A 15,126-nucleotide genomic window follows, 5' to 3' on the forward strand; every position below is an offset into this window, starting at 1 on the left:
CAGGTGTACGAAGAATGGGTCGGTATAAGTATAATGGGTCAGTATAACAGGTGGCGAGCAAAACGGAGAGCGTTTCGGGTCGAACGAACGAGACTAGCCTTGCCGTCGATGGACACTGGTGATGAATTCAGCCTCAGTGACGTGATAGAACGCACCAGAGGATTCGATGGGCAGCGCTCGTGCCAGGCACCCTAGCTTAGCGATATACATATACGAAGACCAGACCCTAATTGGGATCTAATGAAGGTAGCTCCGAAGTGCGTGAGTTTGTCCTTGAACATTGCGCTGCTATGCATTGTTGCCGGCGCATGTCAGCACGCACCGGATGTGATTCCCGATCGTCTCAATGGAATTGTCGATCGAGATCTCCGATACATCAACATCAAGCACAACCCGGAGGCTTATCGGGGAAAACTCATGCTGGTGGGAGGCAAGGGCGAGAGTGGTCCATACTAGGGTTACGGACACCCTATAGCAGGTAAATTTCGAGGATACTACGGATATCGCTATTAATTGGTAGAAACACCGGGCGACAAGGCTTTTGGCTTGCTGTCAAAGCCCAAGGGCCGAATCCCGACGAGTCGGCGATGTTCGCATCAACGAAGAAATCCGTGATCGATATGATGGAGGGGAAGCGGGCTGCAAGAAAGGTTCGAAGCATCACAATCACTGTAGTAAGGAGGCACTGCAATGAAGGTTCAACATATCATGATGGGGTCGGTCTTGTTGTTATGCTTGTTGACTGCGTGTCAGCGCGTGCACCTGAAAGGAGATGAGATAGTCCACAGCGGCGAGGGTAATCAAGCGGATATGATCAGCGCGTCTGACCAGCAGGGATTATCGAACGTTGAGGACCAGAGCGTGAGAACCAAGCGAGCCGATGGACAAGGCCTACGCCATCCAGACCCGTACCGTAAATAAAGACCAGGGTAGGAGAACCAGGCAAGCCAATGAAGGGCAAAGAAGTCGTGGCTTCCTTTGACGATATACGAATATTGTTGAGGAAATTTGAGATCACCTCCTATATCGGGTATCGCCGGTTTTCGGTACATTCACAATGCGCCTGATCGTCGGACAGGGCATGCCCACGACTCGACCGATTTTGGCAGGCTGTAGCCGCAGGCGGAATGGTCACTGCGAAGGAGTTTAGGATTGCCGGGCGGGACAGTTTGGGCCCCCGACGATATGCTGTTCTCCGGTACCCGCGACCGCGATGCGTTTCAGCACAGGTTCCGCGAGTTCGCCCCTGGTCGAAGTCCTCAGGCAGCGACCCGCAACATGAACGAAGACTGGATCAGCAGGACAGGTGGCAAGCAAAGCGGTGAGTGCATCGGGATCGTATAAGGCAAACTAGCATTATTGCCAATAGGCCGTAACGATGAGGCTAACCTCAGTGACATGAGAGAACGCAGCGAGAAATTCTTCAACTGACAGCCCGACATCACGAGCTATTTGGCGGAGTAAAGGTGGCGAGATGTCTCGGCCAGAATGGAAAGGCACGGTTGTCAGACGACCGTTAGCGTGGCAGAACTGTTTATGCGAACCACGCTGGCGAACTTCTTGGAACCCAAGTCGCTCTAGAATTGCCACACCTTCATGAGGTTTGAGGACACGTGGCTTGCCCGTCCGCTATTGGAGTTGTACGGTTTGAATGCCGACGAATTCAGCTTCTAGGCTCGGTTCACCATCCTCGAGCAGCATGCCAACGACCTCGCGAAGGCTATGGTTCAATTCATCCAGGGGTTTCTCCTTGACTGTGCGCTCCTGGAAAGCCGGGGACATATCCCACATACAGGCCTGTCTCGGAATCGCGCTCAACAACGGCAGTGTAATGCTTCATCGGAAACACCTCCACAATATGGCCACGATAGCAGAAAACCTTCTTTTGCTCCAGCGGAGCCTCGCTACTGTGTAGCCAGGCGACTCCCGAACCAACAAACTTTGTCACACGAAGCTGCTTACGGTGTTGATCTGTATACCATAGGTCACACAGGTTTATTGATCGAACCGGCCTTGCACTGCGACATCGGCTTGAATGAGTTGTGAGACCACCCTCAGAACTCTACGCAGCTTTCTATGATCTCTCCCGAGGTGCCGTCCGCCAAGTGACGGAACAGCGTCCCTGCAGCACCAGCTCCGCTTCCCTTTGTCCACCATTCCAACCCATCGCTTACATAACGTGCACCACTCCCTGAGACCGCGATCCGCATTTCGTGCCTCCGGCTTTTGTATTGGATGATGGCTGTATCAGTGGAAGGGTAGATCGTTTTTATCGTTTCACCGCTCTCACAGCGGTAGCTGACCATAGCCGATTCTGATTGGTGCGGTGATGCAACGGCCGATGGCGCAGGTTCAGCGGGCGCTTGTTCTTGGAGCGACCGCGAGCATGCGGAGACGAGCAGGACGGATGCAACTGCCGCGACGATAAGTGCTTTCACCTGCGTCCCAACGTAATCTGAGCGAAGACGCCGCTATGGTCGGAGACCGCCGGTTCGGAAGGATTAATGGGGCCCGTCGCGGCATTGCCGGGGTTGAAGACGACTTTGCTGCTCCTGATCGAATCTGCGCCCCCAAGAAATAGGTAGTCAATCCGTTGCGGTGTCGATACATTTCCGCCTGTCTGGCTCGTGATGATACCTTGTATCGGACTGACTCCATCGGTGCAATGGATGTCGGGTTTTCCATTCCAGCACAGGCTTTCGAGCGCATCACCAAATTGAACTCTTCGATATTCCTCGTACACGTCCCGGAAGCCGGCTCGCGTGATGGTCGCATACACGGCCTGTTCGGCCGGTCCTTTGGCAAGGTCTAGGTTCAAATCCCCACCAAAGACGACATGGTCGCCTCGGGACTTCCCCTCGACTTGTTGCCTGAAGGCTATGATGGCCTCGACCTGCCGCTGAAGGCCTTCGCTGGAACAATTGGAACAGAGGTGTGTGTTATAGATGTGAAGAGTGCCATATCCCGGAAGGCTGAGCTGGGCGACTTGCACATTCCGCGTGATCTTGAGTTCGATCCCCTCGAAGACCTCCTCCGACTGGATCGGCAAGAAGGCCGAAAAATGGCGCGTGATGTCGCAACGACTTAGAATCGCATTGGCGGTCGTGAGCACAAACGGGACGCCGGTTTCCCAGGCGACCCGGAGTTCGTACGGTTCGGAGCTTCGCGCATTGAGCACTCGCTGCAAATCCCGCGCGCTGTCAGAGGTGCCCAAAAGTTTTTGAATGTGATCCACATCGCTTAGGACGGCTTCTTGGATCAACAGCACATGGACCTTGTTCGCTGCGGAAAATTCGGCGATATCAGTCCACGTCTTCGCTCTCAGAGAGGCCGGAGCATCGTACAGGGTATTGAGGACAAGAACGTTCAGTTGTCCGGTGGTCGCGATATCAGGACAATCGGCCATCGGTTCCTGCGGCCGCTTGGAGGCACATCCGGCAAACAGGAAGACCACTATGAGCAAAGTCGCCAATAACGAATTTGGGGCCACGCGAGTCCTCATGAGCGTTTCGGACCTATATATGGTCAAGTTATGTAACTTGTACGCAGCCTGTTAGCGATTCAGCTGACTGTAGCGTAGTGCAGAACCCAGCACATCCGCAACCTCTCTCTGGCTGTACCCCTAACACTGGACCGCCTGAACGATTGTGCTGTCTAGCTTGGCCTTGGTGCTTCCAAGCAGGCGCTGTGATCCGCGTCGTCATTGAAGATGTCTTCCCCGACATTGCCACGGGGCGTCACATGGTAGGGCGCGCCAGGAAATGCGATGCACAGCGGTGCACAGAACAAGATGTGATCCTACTTTTCAAGGTGATCCCGTAGCTTTGCGTCGCCGCGTTCGACGCCAACACCGTCACCTGCGTTCCGACCACATTCACCGCGGGTTCATGCTGATCTGGTCTCAAGACACTGGGTTGAATGCTCATGACGTACCTGCTTTCTGCAAAGATAGGGATTATGTGCCGTGCCGTCTAACGACCGCTCGGCTAGGGTCCGTCAGCTCCAGTGCCAAGTGAAGGCCCCACACTCCATCCCGGTCATTTGAGCTTCGACGGATCCAGCAATCGCGCACCATGGTAAATCGTCAGAAGGTCGAGGCCGGCATCCATCAATCGATACACGAGACGATACTGACCGAGTATAACCTCTCGCACGACTGGATTATTCAACTCTGGGACGACCCGCCCAGATTGAGGGAACTTGGAGATGCGCTCGACAGTCTAAAAGATATCTAGGACGAAAAGACGGGCGTACTGAGGAGAATCTCGGGCTATAAATTCGACGATTGAATCAAGGTCCTCCGTTGCTTGAGGAGTCCACCTTACTTCAACCATTTCTTCATCATCTTCTTGACCTTTTCGTGCGGAATCGTCTGCCCGGCGTCGGCCTGCTGGACACCCTTCTCAACCTTCGCCAGGAACAGGAGACGCTCCATAGCATCCTCGAAAGAGGCATCGTCAGGAAGTGCCTGGACCGCCTGTATGACCTTCTGTTTGGTCGTCATCGTGTCAGAATACTCCGCCTTCGAATCCAATTCAATGGCATGTTGTCGCATTTATCGCTCATTGAGCCGACAGGCCAGTACGCCTTGCCCAGTAAGTCCAACGCCGGCTGAAGAAGCCTGCGGAATGCTTCGTCCCAATGGTGACTATGCGGCGGAGGGCCTGTTCCTTCCTCGCCCTGCTGCAAGGTGACCCCATAGCTTTGCGTCTCCGCGTTCGACGCCAACACCGTCACCTGTGTACCAACCATATTCAAGGCAGGCTCATGATGGTCCGGTCTCAAGACAATGCGTTGAACGCTCATGACCTCGCTGACTCCTACCAAGATGGCGATTATGCGCCGTGCCGCCGGACGACCCCGTGACTCACCGACAAACGTGGAGCACTCGGAGGTGGCGCAATGGTCGTCCGGTGCATCCACTGGCTCGGGACGCGCTTCGCGTTCGGAACCACGAGCGAGCTCCGCTGGGCCGTTGAGTCGATGCAAAGCATCGGGTGAACGACAGAGCTAATCGGCGCACGGTAGCGCATCCGGGTTGTGCAATATGTTAGGCATCTCGCAGGCCGGCGCTCTTGGCTAACTCGCCGACTCCACGGGCACTCCGATCACGTGCCCAATTTTTCAAGGAATCCTCAAGACGGCCAACGCTTGCGGAAAGCTTGTCTAGCTCGTATTCGACGTACAGCTTTCCACCTATGTCAGCCGGCAGGCTTGAACCCCGTTGCTTGAGCACAAGCGCATCTTTCCCAAGCGCATGCGTAAGACCTAACTCATAGAATACGTTCACATTTGGAACAGAACACTCGGCAATAATAAGACCAGACTCTAAAATCCCTTTCCAAATTGTATCGGATAAGGCTCCAATGCGAACGGTTTCATCCCCGCGAACGCAATCTAGCTTCGCTGCCTTCGCTGCTGGCTTAATTAGGTTCTCATATACGGTGTCCGACCATTCTTCTCTAAACGGCATCACGACAAATACTTGCGGATAATCCACGCGGAGATTCATGCCATGTGTTGCCTGATTTGCGACGACGCAGTCTTTAAGAACCTGACGGACTGCAGGTGCAAGTACAATTTCTCCGTGACGATCTGTCTGTATGCCACCTGAACTTTCAAGCAGATCGAATGTCCTAGGGTTAAATCCAGCGCCAGCTTTATTGAGTTTATCCAGCGCGACTGCCGGGCTGCCGTAGAGATAGAGTAAGTGTAGTAATTTCCATACTGCGCGATTGCTCATTTCGGACCTCCAATCGATCACGATGATGCCTAATAATGTTTCGACTGATCCGCGTAAGAGCCGGATCTGCGCATTTCTGTCTGTGTGACACGCCATAACTGTTGGTGAACGATACGCCAGAGCCATTGCCGTTTCAATGTGTTGGGTGCGGGAACGTTTGGTACGAGTTCCTATGCGAACGGACTAGAACAGTCCGGCGATGCCGGTGGCGATTTTTTCTTGTACGATGGGGGTGGCTTCGGGAATGTCTAAACTTTTTTGGCGCACGTGGCCGACCATTCGCAGCTGTTGAAAGCTTCGCGCCGATCGAAGATGGACGTCCGGCGAGGGGACCTATCGGAGCAGCCGGAAAACGAAAGGCGCTGAACCTTGGGAGCATCTAGGTGGCGGGAGGCCGCTTCAAGTTAAAACCGGCACACCATTGGCCATCCACCACTACAGAGCTTAGACCCGCTACAGACCTAGACCGCGGTTCCCATTCGAGACTCATCGACGAATGTCTCGGTGGCATCGTCGATGGCCCGGCCATGGCGGCCTTTCGCGGGCAGGATGTAGAGCTGTTTCGCGTCGAGCTTGTCTTTCTTCTCCGGAGGCGGGGTCATTTCGTAGACGACCGACCGGCGGTGATCCGCCATTTGCAGCTCGGGATTGTAGACACTGTTGAACTTCCACAACATCTTGATGAAGTTAGTCTGTCCCCGCATCAAATGCCCAGCCGCGATCTTGGCCGTCCCTTTGAGCGCGGCCCAGCCCAGATGTTTCTTGTTCAAGACCTGTTGGGTCTTCACCAGTTCCGCGTAAAACTCCGGAAGCGGCATCTTGGTCGGCATCACCGCGTGCTGAATATCAAACAGACGGTAATCCCGCGTGTGGAGCTCGCGGGATTCTGTGACCCAACTCTCGGTGCCGGGATATGGGGTATTCACGCTGATGTTCACGATTTCCGGAATGTCCAAACACCACTGTCGAACAACCTCGAACCGCTCCCGATCCCAGTCGGGATCGGCGATGAGGTTGATGGCGACCGTGATCCCAAGGGACCGAGCAAATTCGAGCGCCTCGAAGTTTCTGCCCAACGAGATGCGCTTGCGATGCATCTTGAGGCCTTCCGCATCGATCGCCTCCACGCCCAAGAACATGTACTGGAGCCCAAGGGTTTTCCAGAATTGGAAGACTTCCTTGTTGCGCAACAAGACATCGCCGCGTGTCTCCATATAGTACTGTTTCTTGATCCCTCGCTGCGCCACGGCTTCGCCGATCTCCATTCCCTGCTTGGCTTGGATGAAGGCCACGTCGTCGACCAAGAAGATGCCCGGCTCTTGAACCTGTTCCAACTCTTCGACCGCTTTCTCCGTGCTGACCGTTCGATAGCTGCGGCCATAAAACGTCCAGGCGCTGCAGAAGGAGCAGTCCCAGGGGCAACCGCGCGCAAACTCGACCGAGGCGCAGGGATCCAACACCCCGATGAAGTACTTGTGTCGGTTTCGGAGCAGATCGCGCGCCGGACGGACATCGTCCAGATTTTCGATGAACTGCGCCGGCGGCCCTTCCCCGTCGAGCGTCACGACTCCGGGCACTTTTGTGATGGCGTTGCGGTCATGCTCCACGGCCTCTAACAACTTGGGAGCGGCAACCTCCCCTTCGCCCTTCAGCACGCAATCGATGGCCCCGTTGCCGTGTTCCAAAAAATCCTTGGCCACAAACGAGGCGCTATGGCCCCCGACAAACACGAATGAGTTCGGCAGTTCCTGCTTCGTCAGCTTCGCCAAATCCACGATCTCTGGAACATTCGCCAGGTAATTACAGCCGAATGCGACTGCGTCGGGCCTCCAGGTCCGGATAAGCGCCTCGTAGTCCTTCCATGTATCAGCCTGCAAGTCGATCAAACGGACATCGTGTCCCGCTTGGCGGCACGCCTGAGCCACCATCTCGAGACCGAGCGGTTCCAGACGCAGGTAGATCTTGGTGTACATGAGCGGACCGGGATGGACTGCGAGAAACTTCATCGCCCCAAACCTCCTCGTCTATAGCACGCTGGGCCGCAAGAGAACCCTTTCGGAGTACGAAGTACTGGATCGGCCCACCTGGTTAATTCCGGTGACAATCGGCGCGGAAATGGATTCTGACAGAATGGAGCCTCTGGTGCAACCATTTAGCTTAGCGCAAGGCCATCGAAGATCGAACCGAGCAAGACATCTGGCATTTGCTCGATCGTATGTTTACCATAATGCGATGTTGCCTCCCGAACGGACTCCGCGTCAGCGCATCATCGAGCTTCTGACAAACGCCAGAATGACGACCCATCAACTGGCTGCGATGCTCGGGATTCCGGAACAGCAGGTGGAGGAACACTTAGCTCATGTGGTAAAAACGGTGGCTCGGGACCGTTCACGACGGTTTATCCTTGAACCGTCCATCTGCTTGGATTGTGGATTTATGTTCCGCGACCGCACGAGATTGACGCGACCAAGCCGCTGCCCACAATGTCGAAGCGAAGGGATTTCCGCCCCACGTTACGGGATCGATTCTCTTGGATCAGGCTCTACTCACGCGAAGACAACGGTATTACGACGGAAAGCTGCCAGGAAAGGATCATTATGATAACTGCACGACTCGTACTCTGTGCCCTCTGTTTGATGCTGCTCGGCTGCTCCGATCAGAAGGCGAAGGAGCTGTTTGAGACGGCCGCCTTCGAAGAAAGTCAAGGGAATTTCCCTCATGCCAAGCAGCTCTACCAAGAACTGGTGAATGTCTACCCATCCACCAAAGTGGCCGAGATCGCTCGGGCACGGCTTGCCGATCTAGACAGCAGGCAATAGCGACTCCGTAGCAATGGCAATTTTGTCTCAAGAACCGGCGGGCGCATCCCGCGTCCGCCGGGGGAACCACGGGAAAAACGCATTGGTCGTCGCCTGGTAGGCTTTATACTCCTCTCCCCGGCTGGATAAGGCTTGCGCTTCTGTCCGTGGAATACCCGTCAGCTTGAGGAGCGCCACCCCCATCCCGATCGGCCCGATCCAGGTAAATACCCAGCCTGGTGCTCCCAACGTCATGACAACGTACGAGCACCAGTGCAGCCATTCGAAAAAATAATTCGGGTGGCGGGAGTATTTCCAGAGACCCTCACGACAGACGCGGCCTTGATTTCTTGGATCGGCGCGGAAATGTGCGAGTTGGCGGTCCGCCCTTGCTTCCCCGGCCACGGCCACCCCCCAGATCATCAAACCAATCAACTCAACCAATGCGGAGGGAGGTCGGGGATTCCACATCAGCACCAGAAACGGGAGCGAAAAGACGGCAACGGCCAGCGCTTGCAGGAGAAAGTACGCGAGCATTTTGGCCGACTCCGACTCGCCCCATTCCTCCCGTAGGCGGCGATACCGAGCATCCTCTTCCTTGTCGATCACGCGATTGAAGAGAATGTGGAGACCCAGTCGTCCGGCGTAGAGGGCCACCAGCATGACGGTCAAAGCGACTCGCTCGAAACCGCCGCTTGCCTGTGTGGCATACCACAGCACGACAAGAATAAGTCCAAAGCACCATCCGACATCTCCGATCGAGGCGTTCCTGGTCTTCCGCTGCACAGCCCACAAAGTCCCCATGACTATTGTCATGAAAAGATACGCCGCCAGGACAAGCGGCAACGGATCTGATGCAAAGATCCCGTTCTCTGATTCCATTATCTGTTACGCCTCACGACAGACGGGCTCATAGTCCCACAAATCGACATCTCGATGTTCCCGATCCTTCAACCAACTCCGAAAACCAGGTATGGGAAACGACAGGTGCGTTTGGATTTTTTCACAGTTCAGTGAGAGATCGGCAGGCCGCGACGCACCTGTATGAGAGCGAGCGGACCCTTCTGCCAGACGGGCTTGTAACTCCGGATACCATGGAAGCAACGTCTGGCCGATCTCCCAGCGCGACAACCGTTCTTGACCGCCGAGATGATAGAGGCCCGGTAGGTCCTTATCGGTTAACTCCCAGAGCGCACGCGCAATGGCTCCTGCCGGCAACGGACAGCGAAATTCATCGCCGTAGAGCGTCACGGGCTTACCACCCTGAGCCGCACGGCACATGTCCTCAACGAAACTTCGATCGCCGTTCTGTGAGGTTCCCGCCGTGAGGACGATCCGAACCACCGTATGACGAGGATTCTGCAGAACAAGCTGTTCCGCTTGAAGCTTCGTCTTGCCGTAGAAATTGATCGGGTTGGGGGCGTCCTCCTCCCGATACCAGCCTCGCTTGCCATCGAAAACTTCGCCGCTCGACAAGAAGATGAAGGCGATGTCTTTGCACAACCGAGCCAGATGGGCCGTCGATTCCACGTTGACACGATGGGCCAGCTGAGGATCTTGCTCGCAATCCTTTGTGCGGCTTAATGCCGCACAATGAACGACAATATCGGGCTTGATCGATTGCCAGGTTCGCTCGACAGCGACGGAATCAGTCAGATCGAGATCAGCACGAGTGAGGCCGTGAACCTGCCGGCCAGGCGCCCATCGAGAGGCGGACTTCACAACATATTGCCCGATCAATCCCGCCGCTCCGGTGACGATGACCCGAGGTGCCATGGCAGATGGCCTACTGACGCGTCAATTTGCGGTACCGAATTCGATGCGGCTGATCGGCCTCTTTGCCCAAGCGTTTCTTTCGATCCGCTTCGTACTCGCTGTAGTTCCCTTCGAACCAGACGACCTTGCTGTCGCCTTCAAAGGCGAGAATGTGCGTGGCGATCCGGTCGAGAAACCAACGGTCGTGGCTGCTGATCACGGCACAGCCGGCGAAGTTCTCAAGCCCCTCTTCGAGAGCCCGCAAGGTATTCACGTCGAGATCGTTCGTCGGCTCGTCGAGGATGATCAGGTTTGCTCCCTCTTTCAACATGCGGGCCAGGTGCACGCGATTTCGCTCGCCGCCAGAGAGATCCTTCACCTTTTTCTGTTGATCGGTCCCGGCAAAGTTGAACCGGGCACAGTAGCCACGGGCATTTACTTCGGTCTTGCCCAGTTTGATGCTGTCCTGGCCGTCCGAAATGATTTCGTAGACGCTCTTGTTGCCGTCCAGGCTCCGATCCTGATCGACATAGCCGAGCTTGACGGTCTCGCCCAGCTTGATTGATCCTGCGTCCGGACTTTCCTTGCCGATGATCATTTTGAACATGGTGGTCTTGCCGGCGCCGTTCGGACCGATCACACCGACGATGCCACCCTTCGGCAGACTGAAGTTCACGCTTTCATAGAGCACGTTGTCACCGAAGGCTTTGCTGATGCCTTTCGCTTCGACAACCACGTCGCCCAACCGTGGGCCCGGCGGAATGTAAATTTCCAGATCCTCCGCCACCTGGTCCTGCTTCTGATTGACCAGTTCTTCGTATCGGTTCAAGCGCGCCTTGCCCTTCGATTGGCGAGCCTTGGGCGACATCCTGATCCATTCCAATTCATGTTCCAGTGTTTTCTTCCGCTTCGACTCGGCCTTTTCCTCCTTTTCCAATCGGTCCTTCTTCTGCTCCAACCAAGAACTGTAATTGCCTTGGAATGGAATCCCGTGGCCTCGGTCCAATTCCAAAATCCAGCCGGCGACATTGTCGAGAAAGTACCGATCGTGGGTCACGGCGATGACCGTTCCCTTGTACTGTTGCAAATGTTGCTCAAGCCATTGGACCGACTCGGCATCCAGATGATTCGTCGGTTCGTCGAGCAACAGAATATCCGGTTCTTGGATCATCAACCGACAGAGTGCGACCCGGCGTTTTTCACCACCCGACAGGGTCCCGACTTTTTGATCGGCGGGGGGACAGCGCAGCGCATCCATCGCGATGTCGAGCTGGTTTTCGAGCTCCCATCCGTTGGCCGCTTCGATCTTCTCTTGCAGCTGAGCCTGCTTGTCGAGCAGCTTTTCCATTGTGTCAGGGTCGGCAGACCCGATCTCGTTGCTCACATCCTCATATTCTTTGAGCAGGGCAACCAGCTCCTGCTTTCCCTCTTCCACGACTGCTTTGACTGTCTTGTTTGGATCGAGCTGGGGTTCCTGCTCAAGCAGACCGACGCTGTAGCCCTTGGATCGCGTGATCTCGCCCGTATAGTTCAGATCGACGCCTGCGATGATTTTGAGCAGCGAACTCTTGCCTGAGCCATTCAAGCCCAGCACCCCGATCTTCGCTCCGTAGTAGAAGCCCAGGTAGATCTCCCGTAAGACCTGCTTCTTCGGTGGATAGACCTTCCCGACATTGACGAGAGAAAAAATAACTTGTTTGTCGTTCGTTGCCATGAGCCCTGCCGCCCTCCTTCATCAAAATAATCGTAAGCCCGCACCATACCAGACACCTTTGTCTATCACAACCAAGGGCACCGACGAACAACGGTCACTTGCATCAGACTCTCGGAGAGAAGAGAATCATGGAATAGACTCCATCTTGAACCGAGGATGTGCCATGACGATCGCTCGATTGGTCAAGCCTTTTGTGTTGTTCCTCCTCTTGTCGGTCATACCGGCGCAGCTGCTGTCTGCGTCGGACGTCGAGCAAGAGAACATCGTGGATCAGTCCAGGATGACGTTGCGCAGCTTCCTCGGAGACTCCAACATGGGGTGGTTTCGTGACCACATCAAGGACGCGAAGGGCATTTTTATCGTACCCCAACTGCTCAAGGGAGCCTTCTTCTTCGGCGCTTCGGGTGGAAGCGGTGTCTTCCTTGTGAAGGATGAAAAGACCGGGGACTGGAGCGAGCCGGCCTTCTACACAATGGGGGCGGGCAGTTTTGGGTTTCAATTCGGTGCCCAGGCTTCGGAAGTGGTCCTGCTCGTCATGTCGCAGCGGGGAGTTGAATCGATGCTCTCCAGCACCTTCAAGCTCGGTGGTGACGTGTCCGTCGCCGTTGGGCCGGTCGGCGGCGGCATCGAAGGTTCGACAGCCATGAACCTCAGCGTCGACCTCCTCTCGTTTGCCAGATCCAAGGGTTTATTCGGTGGGATCTCCTTGGAAGAAGCGGTGATCGCTACGAGAGACGAATGGAATCGGGACTATTATGGCAAGGACGTCAGGCCGACCGATATCCTCGTGAAACAAACCGTGACCAATCCTCAGTCGGCAATCTTACGGGCCGCGCTGGCTCGTGCCTCGGGAGGAACGTCCTCAATGGACCAGAAGACCGAACAGATTCCCAGACCGTAACGAGCCGCTTCTCTCAAGCTGTCATTCGCCTCCACCTCCCCTTGTCTGCGTAAGAAGTTTCGGGTAGCGTACGTATCCGAAGTTACTGGCTTTCACCCGACGCAAGCCTGTCATGCCCAGTGTCTTTCTCAGCTATTCCCACGAGGACCTTCCACTCATCGAGCAACCTGAGACACAGCTCAAGAGCCACCCGGAGGTTTCTGTATGGCGTGATCAGGACAAAATATATGGCGGACAGAAATGGCCGAAGGTGTTGGGCAAAGCTGTCAGTCTGGTGTTCGAATCATATAGGTATCTAAGTGATAATACTCGGTAAGTAATATGACGACTGTGTCCCGACTTCTATGCAGGTTCGACCTCAGCCATTTGTCCGGAAACTGAGTTTCTTACGTCTATGGGACGAATCATCTTAGCCGGAAAATATGAGGTTCGGGAGGAGATCGCCCAGGGCGGGATGGGGGTGATTTACAAAGCCTTCGACCTTAGGCTTGAGCGTGATGTTGTCATTAAGCAAGACGTTATCGTTGCAAGGGACGGCTGGACATCGAAATTTCTCACCTGCGGAATTCTCGTATGGTCAGAACTGCTTCAATTTATACCGCGCAAACCGCATTTGCCTCCTACGCTTCCCAAGATAGATCGAGGGTTCTGGATCGCGTCGCCGCCGTAAGCATTAGTGCGGGGCTTGATGTATGGGTGGATTGTTTGTCTCTGAATCCTGGTGAGCAGTGGAAACCACGGTTACACCAAGAGATCTGTCAGCGCGACTTATTTTTGTTGTTTTGGTCACGCCACGCCAAGGATTCTCCATGGGTATCCTGGGAATGGCACACTGCTCTGGAAGAGAAAGGCAAGCCAGCCCTTCAAGTTCACCCACTTGAACTATCTCATGAAGCACCTCCTCCGGACGAGCTGAAAGATTTCCACTTTGGTGATCCAACTATGTTGGCACGAAAGGCGCTCGAGCAACAGTAACAACTTTGATATCTGTCAGATCTCAAACTCTTCCGACAGCCGGTCGATCTTCAATGACGCGCCCGATGTCTATAACATCGAGCTGATCGAACGGCCGGTGGGCATGAAGATCGTGTAACCCGAGAAGAGCCCGCTTCGTCAGCTCAGCCCGGGTCGACGAGGCCGCGAGGCGTGCGAGGCGAGCGCCGTTCGTCGCTGCAAAAGCAACCTGGCGGTTTCCGATCCTGGACTTCTTCGCCCATTGACGATTCCGCGTTCCCACAGTATTGTGCACCCGCTTCACGCTTCACGAAGACTGCGACACCAAAGGAGCGCTGCATGAAGAACGGTTTCTTTCGCGGACATGGGCTCGGCAATGACTATCTGGTAATGGATCCCAAGGAAATGACCTTTCAATTGACTCCCAAGAACATCAAGGCTATTTGCGATCGCAATTGGGGCATAGGCAGTGATGGGATTTTGGCCTTGATCCCTTCCCAAAGGGCCAATTTCGGGCTGCGCATTTTCAACCCAGATGGCAGCGAGGCGGAAAAATCGGGGAACGGCCTCAGAATCTTTGCGCGCTATCTTCACGCGACCGGTAAAACAAGGAAAAAGCACTTCACAGTCGAGACCAAGGGCGGGCTGGTCAGCATTGAGCTGCATGTAGACCGTCATGGTGATGCGAGCGCGGCAACCGTTGAGATGGGGATCGCCACGTTCAAGCCAGGTGCCCTCCCCTGTTCACTTGACGTACCCGAGGTGATTCAGCAGTCGATCCAAGCTGCCGGACGGGCCCTGACTTTTACCGGCGTGAGCGTCGGCAATCCACATTGTGTCGTCTTCAAGCCTGCCGAAGAAGCCTGGTCACGAGAAGAACTCTTGGTGCTTGGGCCGGCCATAGAAAACCACGAGCTGTTTCCTAAACGGACGAACGTCCAACTGGCTGTTCCTACCGGGCCTAAGGAAATCTCCATTCTGATTTGGGAGCGAGGAGCCGGGGAGACGCAGGCCTCGGGCTCTTCATCCTGCGCCGCAGCCGGCGCAGCGGTGCGGTTAGGATTGGTCAAGAGTCCCGTCACCGTCAAGATGCCGGGCGGGGTTCTGAAAATCGATGTGGCTCCGGACTTCAGCCTGACCATGAAAGGACCGGTAGCAGAAGTCGCGCGTGGCACGTTGAGTCCATCCTTCTTGCGCGGATTACGCTAGCCCATCGTCGAGCTGTACAATAGGTCATATTCTCATTCATCTCTGCCAATGA

The 15,126-nt window shown here is 55.2% G+C and carries 14 protein-coding genes; 6 read left to right on the forward strand and 8 right to left on the reverse strand.

The window, feature by feature from the left end; all coding sequences use genetic code 11:
- The first annotated feature begins 273 nt into the window (after window positions 1-273).
- Window positions 274-456, forward strand: a complete 183-nt coding sequence (locus P0119_02070) for a hypothetical protein (protein ID MDF0664841.1) — start codon at window positions 274-276, stop codon at window positions 454-456.
- Between the two features lie 1,978 nt (window positions 457-2,434).
- On the opposite strand, the gene P0119_02075 is transcribed toward P0119_02070, so the two are convergent.
- Window positions 2,435-3,490, reverse strand: coding sequence for a hypothetical protein (locus P0119_02075; GenBank protein MDF0664842.1), 1,056 nt, complete (start codon window positions 3,488-3,490; stop codon window positions 2,435-2,437).
- Between the two features lie 583 nt (window positions 3,491-4,073).
- Here P0119_02075 and P0119_02080 point away from each other — a divergent pair.
- A complete protein-coding gene (locus P0119_02080) occupies window positions 4,074-4,235 on the forward strand; it encodes a hypothetical protein (protein MDF0664843.1) in 162 nt (53 codons plus the stop codon).
- An 86-nt stretch (window positions 4,236-4,321) separates the two neighbouring features.
- On the opposite strand, the gene P0119_02085 is transcribed toward P0119_02080, so the two are convergent.
- The 4 genes from P0119_02085 to hpnR all read right to left on the reverse strand — a co-directional run bounded on the left by P0119_02085 (window position 4,322) and on the right by hpnR (window position 7,749).
- The gene (locus tag P0119_02085; protein ID MDF0664844.1) at window positions 4,322-4,504 is read right to left on the reverse strand and encodes a hypothetical protein; all 183 of its coding nucleotides are present in this window, start codon (window positions 4,502-4,504) and stop codon (window positions 4,322-4,324) included.
- On the reverse strand, window positions 4,501-4,806 hold the full coding sequence (locus P0119_02090) for a hypothetical protein (protein ID MDF0664845.1): 306 nt from the start codon (window positions 4,804-4,806) through the stop codon (window positions 4,501-4,503). Before P0119_02090 ends, P0119_02085 begins: the two co-directional genes overlap by 4 nt.
- 244 nt (window positions 4,807-5,050) lie before the next feature.
- Window positions 5,051-5,743 carry a hypothetical protein gene (locus tag P0119_02095; GenBank protein ID MDF0664846.1) on the reverse strand — a complete coding sequence of 231 codons (693 nt, stop codon included), beginning with the start codon at window positions 5,741-5,743 and terminating at the stop codon, window positions 5,051-5,053.
- A gap of 461 nt (window positions 5,744-6,204) precedes the next feature.
- Complete coding sequence (hpnR, locus tag P0119_02100) at window positions 6,205-7,749, reverse strand: hopanoid C-3 methylase HpnR (protein ID MDF0664847.1); 1,545 nt, start codon at window positions 7,747-7,749, stop codon at window positions 6,205-6,207.
- A 591-nt stretch (window positions 7,750-8,340) separates the two neighbouring features.
- Between hpnR and P0119_02105 the strand changes: the two genes are divergently transcribed.
- Window positions 8,341-8,562: a hypothetical protein gene (locus P0119_02105; GenBank protein MDF0664848.1), complete on the forward strand. Its 222-nt coding sequence runs from the start codon at window positions 8,341-8,343 to the stop codon at window positions 8,560-8,562.
- Between the two features lie 27 nt (window positions 8,563-8,589).
- On the opposite strand, the gene P0119_02110 is transcribed toward P0119_02105, so the two are convergent.
- Genes P0119_02110 through ettA form a run of 3 tightly spaced genes read right to left on the reverse strand, consistent with a single transcriptional unit; the run spans window position 8,590 to window position 12,010 of the window.
- Entirely contained in the window at window positions 8,590-9,423 is an 834-nt protein-coding gene (locus P0119_02110; GenBank protein ID MDF0664849.1) for a DUF1295 domain-containing protein, read from the reverse strand.
- A gap of 6 nt (window positions 9,424-9,429) precedes the next feature.
- Window positions 9,430-10,317: an SDR family oxidoreductase gene (locus P0119_02115; protein MDF0664850.1), complete on the reverse strand. Its 888-nt coding sequence runs from the start codon at window positions 10,315-10,317 to the stop codon at window positions 9,430-9,432.
- A 10-nt stretch (window positions 10,318-10,327) separates the two neighbouring features.
- The gene (ettA, locus tag P0119_02120) at window positions 10,328-12,010 is read right to left on the reverse strand and encodes an energy-dependent translational throttle protein EttA (protein MDF0664851.1); all 1,683 of its coding nucleotides are present in this window, start codon (window positions 12,008-12,010) and stop codon (window positions 10,328-10,330) included.
- Window positions 12,011-12,173: 163 nt separating this feature from the next.
- Between ettA and P0119_02125 the strand changes: the two genes are divergently transcribed.
- The 3 genes from P0119_02125 to dapF all read left to right on the forward strand — a co-directional run bounded on the left by P0119_02125 (window position 12,174) and on the right by dapF (window position 15,074).
- Window positions 12,174-12,911, forward strand: coding sequence for a lipid-binding SYLF domain-containing protein (locus P0119_02125; protein MDF0664852.1), 738 nt, complete (start codon window positions 12,174-12,176; stop codon window positions 12,909-12,911).
- 394 nt (window positions 12,912-13,305) lie between these two features.
- Window positions 13,306-13,581 carry a hypothetical protein gene (locus P0119_02130; protein MDF0664853.1) on the forward strand — a complete coding sequence of 92 codons (276 nt, stop codon included), beginning with the start codon at window positions 13,306-13,308 and terminating at the stop codon, window positions 13,579-13,581.
- A gap of 623 nt (window positions 13,582-14,204) precedes the next feature.
- Window positions 14,205-15,074 (forward strand): diaminopimelate epimerase, encoded by an 870-nt coding sequence (dapF, locus tag P0119_02135; protein ID MDF0664854.1) that lies wholly within the window; start codon window positions 14,205-14,207, stop codon window positions 15,072-15,074.
- Window positions 15,075-15,126: the final 52 nt, after the last annotated feature.

This window comes from Nitrospira sp. (genome assembly GCA_029194665.1).
GTDB lineage: Bacteria > Nitrospirota > Nitrospiria > Nitrospirales > Nitrospiraceae > Nitrospira_D.

Excerpts from the sequence above, each read along its gene's own strand:
- P0119_02080 (MDF0664843.1), top strand. The coding sequence starts at position 4,074 with ATGGTAAATCGTCAGAAGGTCGAGGCCGGCATCCATCAATCGATACAC.
- P0119_02085 (MDF0664844.1), bottom strand. The coding sequence starts at position 4,504 with ATGACGACCAAACAGAAGGTCATACAGGCGGTCCAGGCACTTCCTGAC.
- P0119_02090 (MDF0664845.1), bottom strand. The coding sequence starts at position 4,806 with ATGAGCGTTCAACGCATTGTCTTGAGACCGGACCATCATGAGCCTGCC.
- P0119_02095 (MDF0664846.1), bottom strand. The coding sequence starts at position 5,743 with ATGAGCAATCGCGCAGTATGGAAATTACTACACTTACTCTATCTCTAC.
- hpnR (MDF0664847.1), bottom strand. The coding sequence starts at position 7,749 with ATGAAGTTTCTCGCAGTCCATCCCGGTCCGCTCATGTACACCAAGATC.
- P0119_02105 (MDF0664848.1), top strand. The coding sequence starts at position 8,341 with ATGATAACTGCACGACTCGTACTCTGTGCCCTCTGTTTGATGCTGCTC.
- P0119_02110 (MDF0664849.1), bottom strand. The coding sequence starts at position 9,423 with ATGGAATCAGAGAACGGGATCTTTGCATCAGATCCGTTGCCGCTTGTC.
- P0119_02115 (MDF0664850.1), bottom strand. The coding sequence starts at position 10,317 with ATGGCACCTCGGGTCATCGTCACCGGAGCGGCGGGATTGATCGGGCAA.
- ettA (MDF0664851.1), bottom strand. The coding sequence starts at position 12,010 with ATGGCAACGAACGACAAACAAGTTATTTTTTCTCTCGTCAATGTCGGG.
- P0119_02125 (MDF0664852.1), top strand. The coding sequence starts at position 12,174 with ATGACGATCGCTCGATTGGTCAAGCCTTTTGTGTTGTTCCTCCTCTTG.
- P0119_02130 (MDF0664853.1), top strand. The coding sequence starts at position 13,306 with ATGGGACGAATCATCTTAGCCGGAAAATATGAGGTTCGGGAGGAGATC.
- dapF (MDF0664854.1), top strand. The coding sequence starts at position 14,205 with ATGAAGAACGGTTTCTTTCGCGGACATGGGCTCGGCAATGACTATCTG.